This is a genomic window from Pseudocolwellia sp. G5-9, assembly GCF_055808995.1.
In genome coordinates, this window is sequence record NZ_CM147893.1 from 1,395,494 (window position 1) to 1,413,665 (window position 18,172).

Here is an 18,172-nt window from a genome sequence, read left to right on the forward strand (position 1 = left end):
TTTTTCATTCCCCCCATAAAAAACTCTACTAAGGTAAAGGTTTTTTATGGGGATACAAATTAAGGTATTATATTGAACGTTTTCTTAACTCAGTTACTTGTTCAAATCCAATCCCCCAGTTATCAGTATTAATCTCATCTATAACAACAAAAGTCATTTCTGGTTTTTTATTAAGAACATCAACCATTAACTGAGTAGCTCCCTTAATAAGCGCTTTCTTTTGCTCACGAGTAACGTTTTCATCTGTAATTTTAATATTAAGATATGGCATGGTAATTCCTCTAGTGTTTATCTGAGATATCTGTAAACATTTTATTAACAATCAACCAGTTACCGTTTTCTTTTAATAAACCAAGAAAATCAATGTAATGATAATCGAATAATGGACATTCAACTTTCACCGATGCTTGATCATGTATTACATCAATTGAAAGTAACTTAAAAGCAAACTCTGCTTTTAAGTCTGCTGGAATAGGTCTTGTAGCTACATTAGCTAACCATTCTTTTTTAGAAAGACGTAAGCCCGGTGATTTTAACCAAGCATCGTTATGAAATATTGAGGTTAATTTATCTACATCACCATAATATAAGCCATCAAAATAACATTGTATTAATGCCATAATATTCATGAAATCATTTTCAGCATTCTGTGTTACTTTCATGAGCTTTCCTGTGATAAATAAGAGTTCGACTTTATTTTCTCTGCGTTAGTAGCATTTATAAAACTTGGTAGCGATTGAATAGCAGCCAACATTTTTTCTGTTTGTGCGCCATAAACAATATCGACAGGAAAAAAATCTCCCCACGTTGAGTACACTGTCAGCATAATATCTGCCGCTGAATAACTATCTCCTCCTAAAAAAGGCTGATTACTTAATTTATTCTCAACAACTTTCCATAAAAGATTAATCTGTTTAGCCGCTATATTTAAAGCATTTATCTTTTCCTCTTTGTTAATAATACTTTTACCAAGAAAGAATAATTTACTGTACGCTGGGTGCATAGTTGCATTGGCAAACATAATATCTTGTATAGCATTGGTACGTGTATTACCTATATTGGGTAACATAGAACTTTGATGTTTATCTAAAAGATACAAGATGATTGCAGCGCCTTCTGAAAGTACCTCCGTGTTATCAATTAACACAGGTACAGTTCCTACGGGATTTATTTCATTAAAATTATCTATTTTATTTACATCAATAAGGATCGGTTTTTGATCTAATTCCAGTAACACAATTTGCGTTGCTAGTGAACACGCACCTTGAGAATAATAAAGTGTATACATAGTATTTCCTTACAAAATATACGAGTTAAAAACTTATATTAACCTCATGTATATATTTCATATATAGCAACAATATAGATATACTGTTTCCATTTTAAAAACAATAAGGAGGCTGTGTTGGATAAACTTAGAGCAATAGAGTTATTTGTACGCCTTGCAAGTTTAGGTAGCTTTACACGTGTTGCAGAGCAAACTAATACTTCAAAATCAATGGTCAGCAAGGAAATCTCTCGTTTAGAAACTAGTTTAGGTGTACGTTTATTACACCGTTCGACAAGAAATGTGCAATTAACTCATGTGGGTGAAAACTACTTATTACGAGCGAAAAGTATTTTGGAAAAATTAGATGATGCCGATAATTTTGTACAAGATTTACATAAAAATTTACGAGGAAAACTTAAAATAAATATTCCAATGGCTTTAGGAATAACCGATTTATCTAGCTTATTTGCTGACTTTATGATTGAAAACCCTGAGATTGAACTTGATATCCATCTATCTGATGAAAATATAGATTTAGTTGAACAAGGTTTCGATTTAGCATTTAGAGCTTCCAGTAAACCTATAGATTCAATCTATGTTGGCAAACCCATAACACAATTTACGTATAGAATATGTGCTACATCAGAATACCTTCAAAAATCACCGGCAATAACATGCTCTCAAGATCTTAATCAGCATAATTGTTTTATTTATAGTTACTTTCAAGATAAAAATGTATGGCCTATCGAAGGTGGGGTTACTATCAAAGGAAACTTAAAAGTAAACAATACATTATTTATGATGGAAACAATTAAACGAGGTTTAGGTATTGGTTATATACCTGACTTTATATGCCGAGAGGCAATAAATAAAAAACAAGTGGTGGAGGTGCTACCTAACATAGCTAAACCTAAAATTACGCTTTATGCTTTATACCCCGCTAGGCAATTTGTGCCAGCAAAACTCGTACAGTGCATAGCGTATACTCAGCAATGGTTTGAAAATAACAAAAAAGCCCTACCGAAGTAGAGCTTTAATAAACATCAATCTAAAAGTTAATAATCAGTATTATTAACTAACAGCTGATTATTGAAATAAGTTTTCAAAAGATAAACCTGATTTCATCACAGGTAAAATAGCCTCTAGCGTTTTAGCAGGTAATGCGTTTTCTGCTTCATCTAAAATAGTTACCGCTGTTTCTTTTTCTATATCAGTAAATATAAATTTATATTTACCATTGGCTAAATCAAGCACAGGTTTATCATCACCCCAAATGCTGTCCCAAAAACCTTGTTCGGGTTTAGCAAAATCAACATAGTAAATATGCTTACTTTCATTCAAATCAGTTACTTCAAAACCATTATCACTAAAGAATGTAGGCACACTAGTCCATAGTGAATCTAATTCCATATCCACAATAAATGCAGGTTCGTTTTGCTTGTTTTTCCCTACAGTAACAATCGTTTCATTTGCTTTCGACTGTAATAGCTCATGCTTATAAATACGGTATTGGTAATCAACCTCACCAATCAAATCATTTAACATAGCCATTTCAGCACGATGTTCGTCGATAGGGTTAATTTCAGTAATGGTTCCGTTTTCATCTTTTTTAGAGTAATCGATTAAATCAACTTTAATAGCAACACTTCTACCATGAGGTTTAGTATCTAAAGTATATTTAAAACGCTTACTTTCGGTTTCTACTACTTCTTTTAAAAACCAAAAACCCTCTTCTTTTTCAGTTATATACCAATCTGACTCAAATATAAGATTGTCTGAACCAACCGGAGTTAACGCAACATTATCAGTAGCTAATTGAGATTTAACAGCGCTTCGAATAAAGTCTAATAAGTCTTTATCGTCAATCACTTGATCAAACCAAACTTGAGGTTCACCTTCGTTACCTTCAATTCTAGATGCTGCAGCAATAGGTATAACTAAAGCAGGTGCTCTAATATCCATTTTATCACCAACAGGTGCATTTGAATTAGCAACGTCAGGTACATAAAAATCGGGGTGTTGTTTAGGTTTAATTAACCCTTCAGGAATCGTTAAAGGTTTGACCTCATCTCTATTAGCGTAATCAAAATTTCCATGAGCTTGCTTGTTGCTCACATTACTACACGCCGTTGTTATAGATAAACTTAATAGCGAAATACAAAATAATTTACGATTCATTAAAACTCCTGCGGATACCATCTGAATCTCATGTGTAACAATTAATATTACAATGGATGTTAACCGAATAAAATATACGTTGTTTAGATAAGTTTACTTAAAATTATCTATTAAAAACTATCAACTTGGATAACAAATATAGGATTAAGTTCAAACAAAACTGAATATTTAACTACAACATTGGTTTGAACTAATGCGTCATGGTACTTGCCTCATTTTACAAACACAAGAAACCACGGTAATAAATTTTAAATATTATCTGTAAGTCGCTCTATTAGTGTACTAATGAATGTTATATGAGATACAATGCAACCTCTGAACAAAATGAATAAATCACATAATTTAAAAGGTTATTTCACACAATGTCTCAATATTTAGTGCTAAATGCTATGGGCTCAGATCGTACGGGCAGCGTTAGCGAAATAATAAAGCTCGCGAGCAAATGTGGCTGCAACATTATTGACAGCAGAATGGCTATTTTTGGTGAAGAATTCACCCTGATCATGCTATTAGAAGGAAGCGCAAAAGCCATTAACTTAATTGAATCTAAGTTTCCAATTATCTCTCATAAACTCGAGTTAATTACCATGATGAAGCGTACTTCTGGTTATAAACCGCTTGATTTCACTCATCATTATGAAGTGCAATACGCAGGTATAGATCAACCAGGTATACTTAAATCGGTTACCGCATTCTTTACTGCACGCAAAATAGATATATCCTCTTTAAAATCTGTTATTGACCCTAAAGACAGCACCACAAGCGCAACCATTTTAATTGCTCTAACAGAAGATACTAGTATTGATGTTCTAGAAGGCGATTTTATTGAATTATGTGCACAAATAGGCGTTCAAGGCTGCATTAAACCCGCTAATTCAAATCTCTTATAATTTAATCATTTACTTTTAACCGCACATATTAAGGTTCTCTCATGAAAACAATTACCGTAGGTGAAAAAGCTCCCCTTTTTACATTACTTGATGAAAACGAAAAAGAAGTATCCCTCGCCTCTTACATAGGTAAAAAACAAGTATTAGTTTATTTTTATCCAAAAGCGATGACACCTGGCTGTACCGTGCAAGCTCAAGGTTTACGCGATAGCAAAGAACAACTTGATGCTTTAAATACCGTGGTATTTGGTATTAGCCCTGACGAACCTAAACGTTTAGCTAAATTTTGTGTGCGTGATGAATTAAATTTCACATTGTTATCAGATCCTAAACATAAAGTAGCTGACGACTTTGGCGTTTGGGGCTTGAAAAAATTCATGGGAAAAGAATACGACGGCATTCATCGTTTAAGCTTTTTAATTGGCTTAGACGGCAACATCAGCCATGTATTTAATAAGTTTAAAACTAAAGATCACCATGAAGTTGTGCTTGAGGTTATTAAGGCTTAAGTCTTCCTATTTAAAACTTAAGTAAAATAAAAAAACCAACTCATTCGAGTTGGTTTTTTAATGTTCAATTGTTCGCTTCCCTATTAACAATAAATAGGTTTAATACGTTCTATCAAGGCTAAGTCGGTTTGATTAATAGCCCCCTTTTGTAACCACGAAATAAAGCTGGCTTGTAAATCAACAGTGTTGCCTGAAACCATTTGTTCTTGCATAAGTTTTACTTGAACTTGCATACGCTCAGCTTTGTATGTTTCTGGTGATTCTTGCCCTGCAAAAATCTCAAGCATTAAGGTGTCTTCAAGTCGATCAACCTGTTCAGACTTTTGCATAACATCTGTTAAACGTTTTTTCCAAGCCAGCGACATTTGATTAAAAGTTTCTGTTGCTTGAATCTCTTCAGCATTTGCGTCTTCTTGGGCCATGTTTTCAAGCACAGCAAAAATAGCATGCCATGTTTGTTTTTCTTTATTATCATTAATTTGATTAATTTTATCGTTAATTGCTGATATAAACGCTTCAATTTTATGTACAAACTTTTTATTAACCGGTTTAATACTGAGTGCTTGCGATAATATAGCTTGAGCATCTGATTGAGCCGTAGTTAATTCATTGATATTTTCATAGCTTTTAGTCGCAATTTGTAAATCGTTTAATTGCGTATTAAGTTGATCAAGCAGTGTTTGATGCTCGGCTTTATTAATTTCTTGTACTTCATCACGCTTTTTAAACAAGGCGTCGTTTACTGCTCTAAACTCTTTCCACAGTTTATTTTCATGCTTAACACCACTGTAACCAATGTTTTTCCACTGGTTTTGCAGATCTTTAACTGTATTTATTGCAGCAAAAATATCGTCGTTTTCTGACGCTTTAATGGCGTTTTCAATTAACGATTTTTTTAATACGGCATTATCATCATGATAAGCACGTAAACGCTTTTTAATAGGTTGTACTAGTTCATTATATTGCGCTTGAATTTCTTTATATTTACCGCGTTCAACCTCTCCAGCAGCTTGCCATTGTTGTTGAAACTTATTGAGTTGTACATCAACCTCTTTCCAGTCAACAGGTTCTTGTTCGCATGTTTGTACAAATTCTGTGATTTCGTTTAATACGGCTAATCGAGCTGACAAGTGCAACTCTCTTATTTTTTCTTGTTCTTTATAATATAAACGACACGGTGCAAATGCTTGTTCGCAGTACTCATTAAAGTCAGTATTTAATTGTCGTTCAATATCATCATCAGCATGACCTAAAGAATTCCATTTAGTTCTATATTCTTTTACTTTAGCTGCTTGGTCGTTTGGATTATCAAGTGGTGTTTTAACAAGCGCTTGTATTTCTTCTAAAAGTTCTTGTTTACGTGGTGTAGCAATATAATGCTCCCAATCACTTAACTCAGCCATTTTTTCGCTAACAGCATCAAAATCTTTTTGAATTCTACTTTTTTGCTTATCAGATAATTGCTCAAACGATTTTTCAATGCGTTTAAAAATACCAAATGCAATATTATATTTACCACCTGAAATAAAACGTTTTAACTCGTTGATTTTCTTTTGAACTTGACTAAATTGTTTTTTCTGTTCTGCGACAAAAGGCGCTAATCCGGCATTCCATGCTAAAGCGATTTCTTTTTGGGCATTAGTAATAGATTCAGGTAAAACGCCAGACGCTTGCTTCTCAACAATTTTCCATTGGCTTAACCAATCATTATAAATAGGCTGACGTTCATTAAACTCTTCATTACTGCTAGGTAAAGCTAGTTGAGATATTTTGGCGATAAGTTGAGTCGCATCCGTTACTGATTTCGCAATATTAGGAATTTGTTTCAATTTATCTTGTTGCTGTTTTAACTCGTTTGAAAAGTGCTTTTTGTCAGCGCTACTTAAAACAGATTCATTTAACTGTTGAGTAATACGAGTAAACGTTAGCTCAAATAACATTTCGTCAACTTCAGCATCTTCAAAAATAGACGTGGTTAATGATTGGTTGATTTGAGCGATTTCTTTCTCAAAAAACACTTTAGCGGCTTGTTGTTCTTCAGCCAGTTTATCAGCAATCAGCTTTTGTTGATAAGCTTCAGCTTTTGGCGCAAATATTTTATCTAGCTGTGTTTCAATAGTGGCGTGCTTAGTTATAAACACGTCTTTTTCTTGCTCAGTTAAACAATCAAATTCACTTGATAGACTTTGCCATTCAGCCAGTAATTCTTCTTTTTTACTTAACATAACACCGTAATCAGCTACGTCAGTTAATGCTAAAAATTTAGATAAATTTAATTGTGTTTTTTTACTAAGGGCTTTCGGTAATTCTAATAGACGATCAATTTCAGCTATTTTATTATTAATTTCTGCGGTAATTTCTTCGTTACAGGCTTTTTTAGCGAGTTTTTCAAATTGCGATTTATCAGTGACTTTTTCTAATAAATAACGTTGAATAGCAAGTTGTGGCTTTTGAGTAAAAACAGACGTTAACAGTTGTGGCTTGTTAATTTTTTCATATAAAGCGATAACTAGTTTTTCATTTGTTTCTGTGGTTAACCATGCTTCCAATCCTGCTAAACTTTTTACGGTTTGAATATACTTTAACTTTCTTTCGTCTGATAACGTTATTTGATGATTACCCGAAAGTATTTTAGTGACTTGCTTTTGTGCGTATTCTTTTACTTTTTTATTGCTGTTGTTATCACTTTCATTTAGCCAAAGGTCGAAATCGGCTAACTTAATTAATGCGGTGCGCCTAACTAGCTCGTTTTCATCTTGCTGAGCTAAATTGATGAGAATGTTTTTATCTTCAGGGTTGGCTATATTTAAATCACTTATAGCGGTTATACGTACGTTACTGTCTTTGTGTTGCCATTTTGCTTTAAAAAACTTCGAAAAAATCATATATCAGAAAACCTAGCAATATTATTTTGGTCGGAAAACGCTTCTTTAAGTTCACGTTTAGTTTTTGTTACTATTTCACCATTAGCACCGATTGTTAGCATTTCATCAGAGTTTAAGTGTTTAGCTTGATAGGCCATTACTATTTGTAGTGACGAATCTCGTTGGGCTTGATCTACTTTGGTACCTTCTGGCCACTTACCTGTTTCTGCGGCATGTTTTAATCGTAAATACATGCTTTCATCCATATTTTCAACAAGCTGTATAATATTCATAATTTTACTCTGCTAGATGTTATTAATCGTTAACGCTATTTGCTACGTTTTAAAAGAAGAAGTCTTACGCGAGTTACAAGATAAAGAATAAAGCCAAGTACTGTACTTGCTATAGACCCTATATATTCGATGGTACCTGGTTGCGCATCTTTTAAATAAAAGAATAAAAAACCACCACAAAATAACAACATTGCAATAAAAGAATGTGTCATTAATTTTTGTTGCTGTTTAATAGCATTGGTTTGTTTTAGAAGGGCTAATTTAGATTGATCGATACCGGCTATTTCAATACTACAATGAGTACAGGTTTTTGCTTTATCTGATATCTTTTTTTTACAACTAGGACAATTAATAACGGCCATAATAATCTCACACAATAAATACCCGTGTATTCTACAAAAAAAAACGCCCTAGTGGGCGTTTAATTTAAAGATTTTGAGTTATTTCCTCGATTATTTTTTTAATCTATCTTCCCAAAATTTAGCATTTTTGATTCCTAGCTTTATTGGATCAAATGTGTAATTTTCGACACCCGCCTTTTTTTGTTTTTCATAATCTTTTAATGCTTTAATTGCAGGCTTAGCAATAAAAAACATAACAATAATACCAATAATATTTAACCAAGCCATGAGCCCTACACCTACATCGCCCATCCCCCATGCAACATCAGCAGCTTTTATGGTTCCGTAAAAGGTTGCTGACATAATAAGTACTTTTAACATAAAAGTTAAACCTGGGATTTTTAAGGTGCGTTCAATGTAAACTACATTGTTTTCAGCAATAAAATAATAAGCCAGTAAGGTCGTAAACGCGAAGAAGAATAAGGCTAAGGCAATAAATGGCTTACCTATTCCTTTAAACATACTTTCTACTGCAATTTGAGTAAATGCCGGACTATTCGCGGCAATGTCGCCAGCAATGTTTTGCACGATAAAACTTGTTTCACCTTCAAGTTTTACATTGTACGACTGTGTAATAAGGATCATAAAGGCAGTGGCTGAACAAACAAAAATAGTATCTACATAAACAGAAAATGATTGTACTAAACCTTGTTGTGCGGGATGCTGAACTTCAGCTGCTGCAGCGGCATGAGGACCTGTACCTTGCCCTGCTTCATTAGAATAAACACCACGTTTGACACCCCAACCAATTGCAGCACCAACGCCAGCCATAGGAGAAAAGGCATCGTTAATAATGAGCATAAAAATACTAGGTAATCTATCAATATGTAGTGCAATAATAATACAGGCGATAATAATGTAGGCAAAAGCCATAAAAGGAACAACAACTTGGGTAAAGTTAGCAATACGTTTAATACCACCAAATATAATAAAACCAAGCAATATAACGATAGCTGTTGCGGTGATTAATTTAGTCAATGCTATGTCACCAAAAAACGTGCTTAACATGTCTCCTTTACCAAAAACCATAACGGCAGCTTCGCCAAGACTATTTGACTGCACTGTAGGAAGTAACGCACCACAAGCTAAAATGGTTGATAAAGCAAATAACCAAGCGTACCACTTTTGTCCTGTAGCTTTTTCAATATAGTAAGCTGGGCCACCACGATAAACACCGTTAACTTCTTCTTTATAAATTTGAGCGTTGGCTGATTCTATATAGGCTGTAGAAGCACCAAAAAAGGCAACAACCCACATCCAAAAAACAGCACCAGGGCCACCAAAACCAATAGCGGCAGCAACCCCTGCAATATTACCCGTTCCTACTCGGCCAGATAACGAAACAGCTAATGCTTGAAACGATGAAATACCTTTTTTCGAACTTTTACCTGTAACGAGTAAACGCCACATTTCTTTAATTTGTCGAACTTGTACAAAACGTGTAACTATGGAGAAAAAAACACCTGCGCCTAAACATAAATAAATTAACGCGGGGCTCCAAATAAAACTATTAAGTGTATTCACTAATTCTTGCACTGAGTTCTCCTACTCTTTTATCATTATTATTTTTAAGTTAACCGCGTTATGTTTTTACAATTTATACATCGCTAATAACGTGATGAATAGCCGTTAAAAAATCACGACCAAATAAACTACTACGTTCATCAGACCAACCAACGCTGTAATCGGGCAGTAATTCATTGTCTTTAAAAGGCATTTCAACAGTATAGGCTAAACATTTAAATTGTTCTCCTACCCAATTTGAAGCAAGTGTTAAATTAGCTTCGCCAGGTGCATCTTTGGAATAACCTATATCGTCTTGAAATTCAGGTGTAATGGCCAACAATATTTGCTTAAATTTATCTTCTAGATTTTTCAAGCGTTCATCGTAAGACGGAATACCTTCAGAACCTGAAACAAAATTAAACGGTAGGGCTTCATCTCCATGTATATCTAAATGAAGATCTACGCCTGTTTCTAACATTCTTTCTCGAACTAAGTACACTTCAGGACTATTTTCTAAAGAAGGGTTTTGCCATTCTCTATTTAAGTTAACGCCTGCAGCATTGGTTCGTAAATGCCCTCTTACGCCTCCATCAGGATTCATATTAGGCACAAGATAAAATACCGCTTTATTTAACAAAGAGCGAGCAACTCCATCGTCTTCATCAAGCAATCTATCGATAAAACCTTCCATAAACCACTCAGCCATCGTTTCACCTGGGTGTTGTCTGGCAGTGATCCATACTTTTTTCTTCTCATCACTCGGTTCACCAACAACAAGTAGTGACATGTCGCGACCATCTAATGTTTGCCCTAATACGTCTAGTTGACAATCTATGTCTAATTGCGCGGTATGAATAAGATCTTGATGGCGCTCATAACTATAAGGACAAAAATAAGCAAAATACACGGAATCAAATTCAGGTGTTAACGTGATCGTTAATTGCTCTCCATCATAAGTGGTAGGTACTCGAAACCATTCTTGACGATCATAAGACGCAACCGCTTGATAACCTTCCCAACCTTTTACGTAGGCTGACTGGCTTGCATTTATAATATTAAGAATATGTTCACAACGGTTGGTGTTGTGTAACTTAAAATGAAACCACTGAAAAAACTCTGACTGATTATCTTTTTTGATTTCTAACTGAATATTTGACGGGTTTGATGCTTGAACAACGTGAATATTTCCACTATCGAAATTTGATGTGATTTGCATAACATATAAGCTTTTGAAATCTAGAAAGCATAAGTGTACACAATCACATCTCAGATCAAAAGATCTAAAGCGTACGTAAATACATTCCTATTTTTGAAGAGTAACCTAGTGACTTTTCTACCACGTTATTATTTTCATCTATAACATAGTAACTAGGATAAGCACTTATACTAAACTGCTGTTTAATTTCTTCATTTCCTAATACGATTGGGAATGTTAGCTCGTGTTGGCTGGCGAAGTCTCTTACTTCTTGTATATCCATAAAGTCCAAGGCTACCGCTACTACATTCATGTCTTGGTTTTCTAAATAAAACTCCTCAAGGTTTTCGATACTAAAATGACAAACCTGACACCAAGGAGCAAAAAAATAAATTATCGTTTTTTTGTCTTTAACCAATAGTTGAATTTTATCATTCATTAATGTGGTGAATATTTGAGGTTCTGGTGATAACTGTGTTTCAGTAGACAACATAGATGTTGCCCTAAACCACGAGATAACATTAAAAATAATAACAAAAATTGCAACTTGTATAGCAAGGCTACGGATCACTCTGACACTCCTTTAAAACGATATACAGGATAAGACCCTCAATTTAACAATATTATTCTTTAATTTTTTAAATATCTCTTAAAACACTCCCTAAAACAAAAAATCCGATGATAAACATCGGATTTTTAACGGTTAAAAATGTAGGTTAAATTACCCTATGCTTTTTAAACCTTTCATGTAAGGTTGAAGTACTTCTGGAATAGCAACACTGCCATCTGCTTGTTGGTAGTTTTCTAATACGGCCACTAACGTACGACCAACAGCTAAACCTGAACCATTTAAGGTATGAACAAGTTCTGGTTTCTTAGAGTCTGCACTTCTGTAACGTGCTTGCATACGACGTGCTTGGAAGTCACCCATGTTTGAACATGATGAAATTTCACGGTACGTATTTTGTGCTGGCAACCATACTTCAATATCAAAGGTTTTAGTTGCACTAAAACCAATATCGCCCGTACATAAAACAACAGTACGGTATGGTAAACCTAGTTTTTCAAGAATGGCTTCAGCATGACCTGTCAGTTTTTCTAATGCTTCAAAAGAATCTTCTGGCTTAACGATTTGAACCATTTCAACTTTGTCGAATTGATGCTGACGGATAAGTCCTCGAATGTCTCTTCCGTATGAACCTGCTTCACTTCTAAAACATGGTGTATGTGCGCACATTTTAATAGGTAAGTCAGCTTCTTCAACAATTTCGTCTCTAACTAAGTTAGTTAACGGAACTTCTGCGGTAGGAATAAGCGAAAACGTTTTATTATTTAACTCTGTATGGAATAAGTCTTCACCAAATTTAGGTAACTGACCTGTGCCAAAAAGTGAATCATGGTTAACTAAATAAGGTACGTACATTTCTTCGTAGCCATGCTCTTCACTGTGTGTGTCTAACATAAACTGGGCTAACGCACGGTGTAATTTAGCTATTTGTCCGCGCATTACCGCAAAACGTGTTCCTGCTAGTTTAGCACCACTTTCAAAATCTAAACCTTTATCCATTGCGCCAGCGACATCAACATGGTCTTTAACTTCAAAATCAAATTCACGCGGTGTACCCCAACGTTTAATTTCAACGTTATCGTCTTCAGATTTACCTTGTGGTACTGATTCATGAATTAGGTTGGGTACTGCTGCCACAATATCATTAATTTGTTGCAGGATTTTATTTTGTTCTTCTTTAGCGGCTTCAAGTTCATCACCTAATTGGCTTACTTCAGCTAATAAAGGCTGAATGTCTTCGCCACGCGCTTTCGCTTGTCCAATCGATTTTGAACGAGTATTACGTTGGTTTTGTAAATCTTGAGTTTTAACCTGTATTTCTTTACGTGTTGCTTCAAGGTTCGACAAAGTTACTGTATCTAACTGATAACCACGTAAAGCTAATAATTCAGCTGTTTTTTCAATATCTGTTCTAAATAATTTTGGATCTAGCATGAGGAGTCACGTTTTCTTTATTTGTTAAAAATGGAGACAAGGAACATGCCTAATGCTGCAGCTAATATACATAAGCCAACATTAAGAAAAATATTCATTATCGCTTTAAAATAATCACCTTGTTGCAATATTAATAAGGTGTCTAATGAGAATGTTGAAAAAGTGGTAAAAGCACCTAAAAACCCAATACCAATAAGGGTTCTATAAACAGTTACTTCAATTACACCTTGTTCGATTAACCCGTATAACACTCCCATAACAAGAGAACCCGAAATATTAACCGCCAGCGTTGCAAAAGGGAATCCTTTTCCGCCCAAATTCAAAATTAATTGATAAACAAAAAACCGTAAACTGGCGCCACAAGCTCCACCTAATGCTACAAAAATATAAAGGCTTAAATTACTAATACCGCTGGTCATTACTATTCCTGTTAAGTGTATTTAAATAGTTAAGTTTTTCTTTGAGTTGTTTTTCTAAACCGCGATCTGTTGGTTCATATAGTTTTGTATCTGCAATTTCAGGAGGTAAATAACATTCGCCAGCAGCAAAAGCATTCTCCTCGTTATGAGCATATCGGTATTCCGCGCCATGTCCCAACTCTTTGGTTATTGAGCTAGTGGCATTTTTTAGATGAAAAGGTACATCAAGGTCTGAGGTCGCTTTTGCTAGTTCTTTCGCCTTACTAAAAGCCATATATACCGCATTACTCTTGGGAGCTAACGCCATGTAAACGGCAGCTTGTGCAATCGCCCGTTCACCTTCACTTGGACCAACGCGATGAAAAGTATCCCATGCATTAATGGCCAATTGCATAGCACGTGGATCCGCATTACCAATATCTTCACTCGCAATAGCAAGCAAGCGTCTTGCTACATATAACGGATCGCCGCCACCCGTTAAAATTCTTGCATACCAATATAAAGCGGCATCAGGATCTGAGCCTCGAACGGATTTATGAAAGGCACTAATTAAGTCATAAAAAGCATCGCCACCTTTGTCGTACATGGCAATTTTATCGCCAGCGACTTTAATAACCGTTTCTATATTAATACGTTTTTCTTGGTTAACAGTTTCAATAACTTCTAAACAATTTTCAAATAGATTAAGTAAACGTCTTGCATCGCCACTTGCACTAGCAAAAAGTTGTTTTTTTGCACCTTCGTCAATATTAATTTTTAAACTACCAGCAGCACTATTTTCTTCAAACTGTATAGCTTTAGTTAATACTACCGCTAAGTTTTCTAAAGAGAGTTTTTTAAGGGTATAAACCCTCGCTCGAGATAAAACCGCTTGGTTTAATTCAAACGCAGGATTTTCAGTTGTCGCACCAATAAAAATTATAGTACCGTCTTCAATGTGTGGTAGAAAAGCATCTTGCTGACTTTTATTAAAACGATGAACTTCATCAACAAACAACACGGTTCTTTTTTGTTGATGAATAGCACGCTGTTTAGCACTATCAATAGCTTGACGAATTTCTTTAATACCAGAAGTTACCGCAGACACGCGTTCAATTTCAGCATTTGAATGGCTTGCTATAATTTCAGCGAGTGTCGTTTTACCTGTGCCAGGTGGGCCCCAAAATATTAGGGAATGACAACGACCTTGCTCAATAGCAAGTCGTAAAGGCATTCCCATACCTAATATATGTTCTTGACCAACATAATCGGCTAGGGTTTTAGGTCGTAATTTAGCAGCAAGAGGAAGAAATTGAGGATCTTCATCAAAACTTAAATCAAGCGTACCATTAGCGCTGGTCATCTAAATGAGCGCCCTCAGGAATAGTAAAAGTAAAAAGTGAAGGAGCTAAATCAGGTGATAAATTTACGTTTTTAAGTAAAACTTTACTTAACTGCCCCGTTACATCCAGAAAGGTAAAACCAGTTAATTCACTTTGATCATTAAAATTAATTTCTAATGTTGTAATACGGCTATTCACGTCATTTGCATGTATAACGTAGTTGTTTTTAGATGTACGGCTAACAGAGTATTGTTCCCATAAAGATTCATTATTGGTTGTGATCAATAAAATTGGTGTATTAGCTATTGCGCCATCGAGTTTATAGGCGGTTACTTGCTCGATAAATGGGTCAAATAAGAATATAGATTTACCGTCAGATACAATAAGAGACTCGTCTGGCGAGGTGGTATTCCAATGTACAAGGTTAGGACGTTTAACAGCTAAATCGCCTCCTCCACGCTGTAATACATTACCAGCATTATCAATAACCTCTTGTTCAAACAAGGCGCTGAATTGATTAATTCGACTTAACTTATTTATTAATTCACTTTTATATTCTTGTGAAGTATTCGCAATAATATGACTTATATTATTGTTTTCTGTAATGGGTGTGTTCATATCAGCAGCTAAGCTTGGCAGTGCTGAAAAGCTACCTAAGGAAAAAGTTAACAGCGCAGTTGATATTACTTGATGTTTTTTAGTCATTATCGAAATCCTTAATAGGAGGTGGAGCTAATACTTCTCGAGCGCCATTGTTACCAGGAGTAGTAACAATGCCTTGAGTTTCCATTTGTTCAACTATACGAGCAGCTCGGTTATAACCAATTCTAAACTTGCGTTGTACGCTTGAAATAGACACTCGACGTGTTTCAGTTACAAAATTAACTGCTTCATCAAATATGGTATCAAGCTCTTCTTCTTCACTACCTTCTGAAACTTCACCGGGCAATAAAATTTCTTGCTCGCTACCGCCTGACAGAATATCTTCAATATAATTAGGCTCTGCTCTTGATTTCCAATCACTAACCACTGCATGTACTTCATGGTCATCAACAAAAGCGCCATGTACTCGAATGGGTACAGCTTCACCTGGCGGTAAATAAAACATATCACCCATTCCCAAGAGTTGATCTGCGCCTTGTTGATCTAAAATGATGCGCGACTCTATTCTAGATTGAACTCTTAGCGCCATACGCGTTGGAATATTGGCTTTAATTAACCCTGTAATAACATCAGCAGATGGACGTTGTGTCGCTAGAATTAAATGAATACCTGCAGCACGTGCCTTTTGTGCAATACGGGCAATAAGTTCTTCAACTTTTTTACCTACTATCATCATCATGTCAGCAAACTCATCAACAATAATTACAATTGACGGCAGTCTTGTTAATAAGGGGGGGGTTTGGCTAAAGGCATCCTTAGGTTCCCATAAAGGATCAATTAACGGTTCACCAGCCTCTATCGCCTTAACAACTTTAGCGTTATAACCTTTAAGATTTCTGACACCAAGCTTTGACATTAACTGATAACGTCGCTCCATTTCTCCTACACACCAACGCAGCGCATTTGCTGCTTCTTTCATGTCAGTAACTACCTCAGATAATAAATGAGGTATACCGTCGTATACTGATAATTCTACTTGCTTGGGATCTATCATGATCATACGTACATCTTCAGGCGAAGCTTTATATAAAATACTGACAATCATGGTGTTAACTGCAACAGATTTACCTGAGCCTGTGGTACCCGCAACGAGTAGATGTGGCATTTTAGCTAGATCAGCAATAACCGGCTCTCCTGATATATCACTACCAATAGCCATCGCCAATTTTGAGCTTGACTCAGAGAATTTTTCACAAGAAATAACGTCGGCAAAGAATACGGTTTCACGGTGTTTGTTCGGTAATTCGATACCGATCACAGACTTACCTTCGATCACTTCAACAACGCGAACACTTTTTGCTGATAGCGACCGAGCTAAATCTTTCGATAAGTTGGTAATTTTGCTGGCTTTAACGCCTGGGGCTAAATTCAATTCAAACCGGGTAATCACCGGTCCAGGGAAAACACCAACCACTTCGGCTATAATGCCAAACTCAAGTAACTTTTCTTCGACTAAGCGAGAAACTCGATCGAGTTGTTCTTGATCAATGGGGTGTTTGGCACGGTCTGGGCGATCTAATAAGTCAAGTCCAGGCATTCCTTTGTACTTGTCTTCTATTTCTGTAGATGGCGATTGAACTGCTGGCTTAGTGGAAACAGGTATTACTATCTTTTCAACATCTTCAAACGCTGCTGTTATTTCTTCTTCATTAACATGTTCTTGTACGTTAATGGCTAACGGCTCACCCATAATGTCGTTAATATCAACAAAAGGTTCTAATTCATCATCCAATTGAAAAGGAATATCGTTTTCGCTTGGGTTAATTAAATTTTGATCGTTTTGAGTAGAAAGCGAGGAAAATGCATGTTCAACATCATTTTGGTTAGATGTCGTTGTTACAGGTTCTTTCTTAGCGGTAATTTTAGCAGCAACATCGGTAAACTTTTGTTTTATGCTTGAGGTTTTACTGACACTTTCTTCTTCAGGTTTAGACTGTTCAGGTTCTACTTTTGGTTGTTCTTCAGTATTAGAGGTACCAAAATTTTCTTTCAATAAATGAGGAAGGTTAACAAGATATTGCATACCTCGTATGGTGTACGAGCCAATCATATCAACAAAGGCTAATAGTGAAAATCCCGTTAATAGAACAAACCCCGTCCCACAAAGTAACAAGAAAATTAATGTACTACCCACAAATGAAAAATAAGGTAAAAAGGTATTACTCAGTACATCACCAATAATTCCGCCTGCTGAAAAATAAAATATATCATCAAAATTCATACTCGCTATTGAGGTAATACCTACATAAAGCAGAATAAAACCGACAAACTTTAGACCCAAAGTTAAGTAATCAAGCTGCATTAATTTATGATATTTTTGAAAGATCAACCAGCCCGTAATAGCAATAACAAAAGGTAAACTATAAGCGACAACACCAAATAGGTTTAATAATAAATCAGATAAGTAGGCACCTACAGCGCCCCCCATATTACGAATAGCTGTTTGATAACCTGTTTGTGCCCAGCCAGGATCAGCCGAATCAAATGTAAACAAGATAAGCATCATGTACATAGCGAAAACACATGAAACTAATAATCCAGCTTCAAGTAGGCGTTGAACACCGTTTAATTTAGAAGATTCTTGAGACAATATATCTACCATGAAAAATTGAAGAATTTAATACCTTATAAAATAACAAAATATTGCACGCAATAACATT

18 protein-coding genes are annotated in these 18,172 nt (G+C 35.4%); 3 read left to right on the plus strand and 15 right to left on the minus strand.

What is annotated here, in order from left to right:
• Positions 1–67: 67 nt before the first annotated feature.
• The 3 genes from AC0L5Q_RS06020 to AC0L5Q_RS06030 are packed head-to-tail and all read right to left on the minus strand — an operon-like array spanning position 68 to position 1,288.
• Positions 68–271, minus strand: coding sequence for a tautomerase family protein (locus tag AC0L5Q_RS06020; RefSeq protein ID WP_473615659.1), 204 nt, complete (start codon positions 269–271; stop codon positions 68–70).
• 10 nt (positions 272–281) lie between these two features.
• The gene (locus tag AC0L5Q_RS06025; RefSeq protein WP_473615664.1) at positions 282–662 is read right to left on the minus strand and encodes a nuclear transport factor 2 family protein; all 381 of its coding nucleotides are present in this window, start codon (positions 660–662) and stop codon (positions 282–284) included.
• Positions 659–1,288 carry a glutathione S-transferase family protein gene (locus AC0L5Q_RS06030; RefSeq protein ID WP_473615668.1) on the minus strand — a complete coding sequence of 210 codons (630 nt, stop codon included), beginning with the start codon at positions 1,286–1,288 and terminating at the stop codon, positions 659–661. Before AC0L5Q_RS06030 ends, AC0L5Q_RS06025 begins: the two co-directional genes overlap by 4 nt.
• Before the next feature lie 117 nt (positions 1,289–1,405).
• Between AC0L5Q_RS06030 and AC0L5Q_RS06035 the strand changes: the two genes are divergently transcribed.
• The gene (locus AC0L5Q_RS06035) at positions 1,406–2,299 is read left to right on the plus strand and encodes a LysR family transcriptional regulator (RefSeq protein WP_473615670.1); all 894 of its coding nucleotides are present in this window, start codon (positions 1,406–1,408) and stop codon (positions 2,297–2,299) included.
• A 57-nt stretch (positions 2,300–2,356) separates the two neighbouring features.
• On the opposite strand, the gene bamC is transcribed toward AC0L5Q_RS06035, so the two are convergent.
• Positions 2,357–3,448, minus strand: a complete 1,092-nt coding sequence (gene bamC / locus AC0L5Q_RS06040) for an outer membrane protein assembly factor BamC (RefSeq protein ID WP_473615675.1) — start codon at positions 3,446–3,448, stop codon at positions 2,357–2,359.
• Between the two features lie 362 nt (positions 3,449–3,810).
• On the opposite strand from bamC, the gene AC0L5Q_RS06045 reads away from it, so the two are divergent.
• Complete coding sequence (locus tag AC0L5Q_RS06045; protein WP_076418754.1) at positions 3,811–4,338, plus strand: glycine cleavage system transcriptional repressor; 528 nt, start codon at positions 3,811–3,813, stop codon at positions 4,336–4,338.
• Between the two features lie 41 nt (positions 4,339–4,379).
• Entirely contained in the window at positions 4,380–4,847 is a 468-nt protein-coding gene (gene bcp, locus AC0L5Q_RS06050) for a thioredoxin-dependent thiol peroxidase (protein ID WP_473615681.1), read from the plus strand.
• Positions 4,848–4,930: 83 nt separating this feature from the next.
• Here the strand turns inward: bcp and AC0L5Q_RS06055 are convergent, their stop codons facing one another.
• The 11 genes from AC0L5Q_RS06055 to AC0L5Q_RS06105 form a co-directional block, all read right to left on the minus strand.
• Entirely contained in the window at positions 4,931–7,732 is a 2,802-nt protein-coding gene (locus tag AC0L5Q_RS06055; RefSeq protein ID WP_473615686.1) for a DUF349 domain-containing protein, read from the minus strand.
• Positions 7,729–8,004 carry a YeaC family protein gene (locus tag AC0L5Q_RS06060; protein ID WP_473615690.1) on the minus strand — a complete coding sequence of 92 codons (276 nt, stop codon included), beginning with the start codon at positions 8,002–8,004 and terminating at the stop codon, positions 7,729–7,731. Before AC0L5Q_RS06060 ends, AC0L5Q_RS06055 begins: the two co-directional genes overlap by 4 nt.
• A gap of 35 nt (positions 8,005–8,039) precedes the next feature.
• A complete protein-coding gene (locus AC0L5Q_RS06065) occupies positions 8,040–8,366 on the minus strand; it encodes a hypothetical protein (protein ID WP_473615693.1) in 327 nt (108 codons plus the stop codon).
• A gap of 90 nt (positions 8,367–8,456) precedes the next feature.
• Positions 8,457–9,941 (minus strand): alanine/glycine:cation symporter family protein, encoded by a 1,485-nt coding sequence (locus AC0L5Q_RS06070; RefSeq protein ID WP_473615697.1) that lies wholly within the window; start codon positions 9,939–9,941, stop codon positions 8,457–8,459.
• 61 nt (positions 9,942–10,002) lie between these two features.
• Positions 10,003–11,127, minus strand: coding sequence for a M14 family metallopeptidase (locus AC0L5Q_RS06075; protein WP_473615701.1), 1,125 nt, complete (start codon positions 11,125–11,127; stop codon positions 10,003–10,005).
• A gap of 64 nt (positions 11,128–11,191) precedes the next feature.
• Positions 11,192–11,677, minus strand: coding sequence for a TlpA disulfide reductase family protein (locus AC0L5Q_RS06080; RefSeq protein WP_473615705.1), 486 nt, complete (start codon positions 11,675–11,677; stop codon positions 11,192–11,194).
• A 150-nt stretch (positions 11,678–11,827) separates the two neighbouring features.
• Positions 11,828–13,108, minus strand: coding sequence for a serine--tRNA ligase (gene serS / locus AC0L5Q_RS06085; RefSeq protein ID WP_473615709.1), 1,281 nt, complete (start codon positions 13,106–13,108; stop codon positions 11,828–11,830).
• Positions 13,109–13,125: 17 nt separating this feature from the next.
• Positions 13,126–13,527, minus strand: coding sequence for a fluoride efflux transporter CrcB (gene crcB, locus AC0L5Q_RS06090; protein WP_077337926.1), 402 nt, complete (start codon positions 13,525–13,527; stop codon positions 13,126–13,128).
• Entirely contained in the window at positions 13,511–14,869 is a 1,359-nt protein-coding gene (locus tag AC0L5Q_RS06095; RefSeq protein ID WP_473615714.1) for a replication-associated recombination protein A, read from the minus strand. The genes crcB and AC0L5Q_RS06095 overlap by 17 nt, the downstream gene beginning before the upstream one ends.
• Entirely contained in the window at positions 14,856–15,554 is a 699-nt protein-coding gene (lolA, locus tag AC0L5Q_RS06100) for an outer membrane lipoprotein periplasmic chaperone LolA (RefSeq protein WP_473615717.1), read from the minus strand. Before lolA ends, AC0L5Q_RS06095 begins: the two co-directional genes overlap by 14 nt.
• A complete protein-coding gene (locus AC0L5Q_RS06105; protein ID WP_473615722.1) occupies positions 15,547–18,102 on the minus strand; it encodes a DNA translocase FtsK in 2,556 nt (851 codons plus the stop codon). The genes lolA and AC0L5Q_RS06105 overlap by 8 nt, the downstream gene beginning before the upstream one ends.
• Between the last annotated feature and the right edge of the window lie 70 nt (positions 18,103–18,172).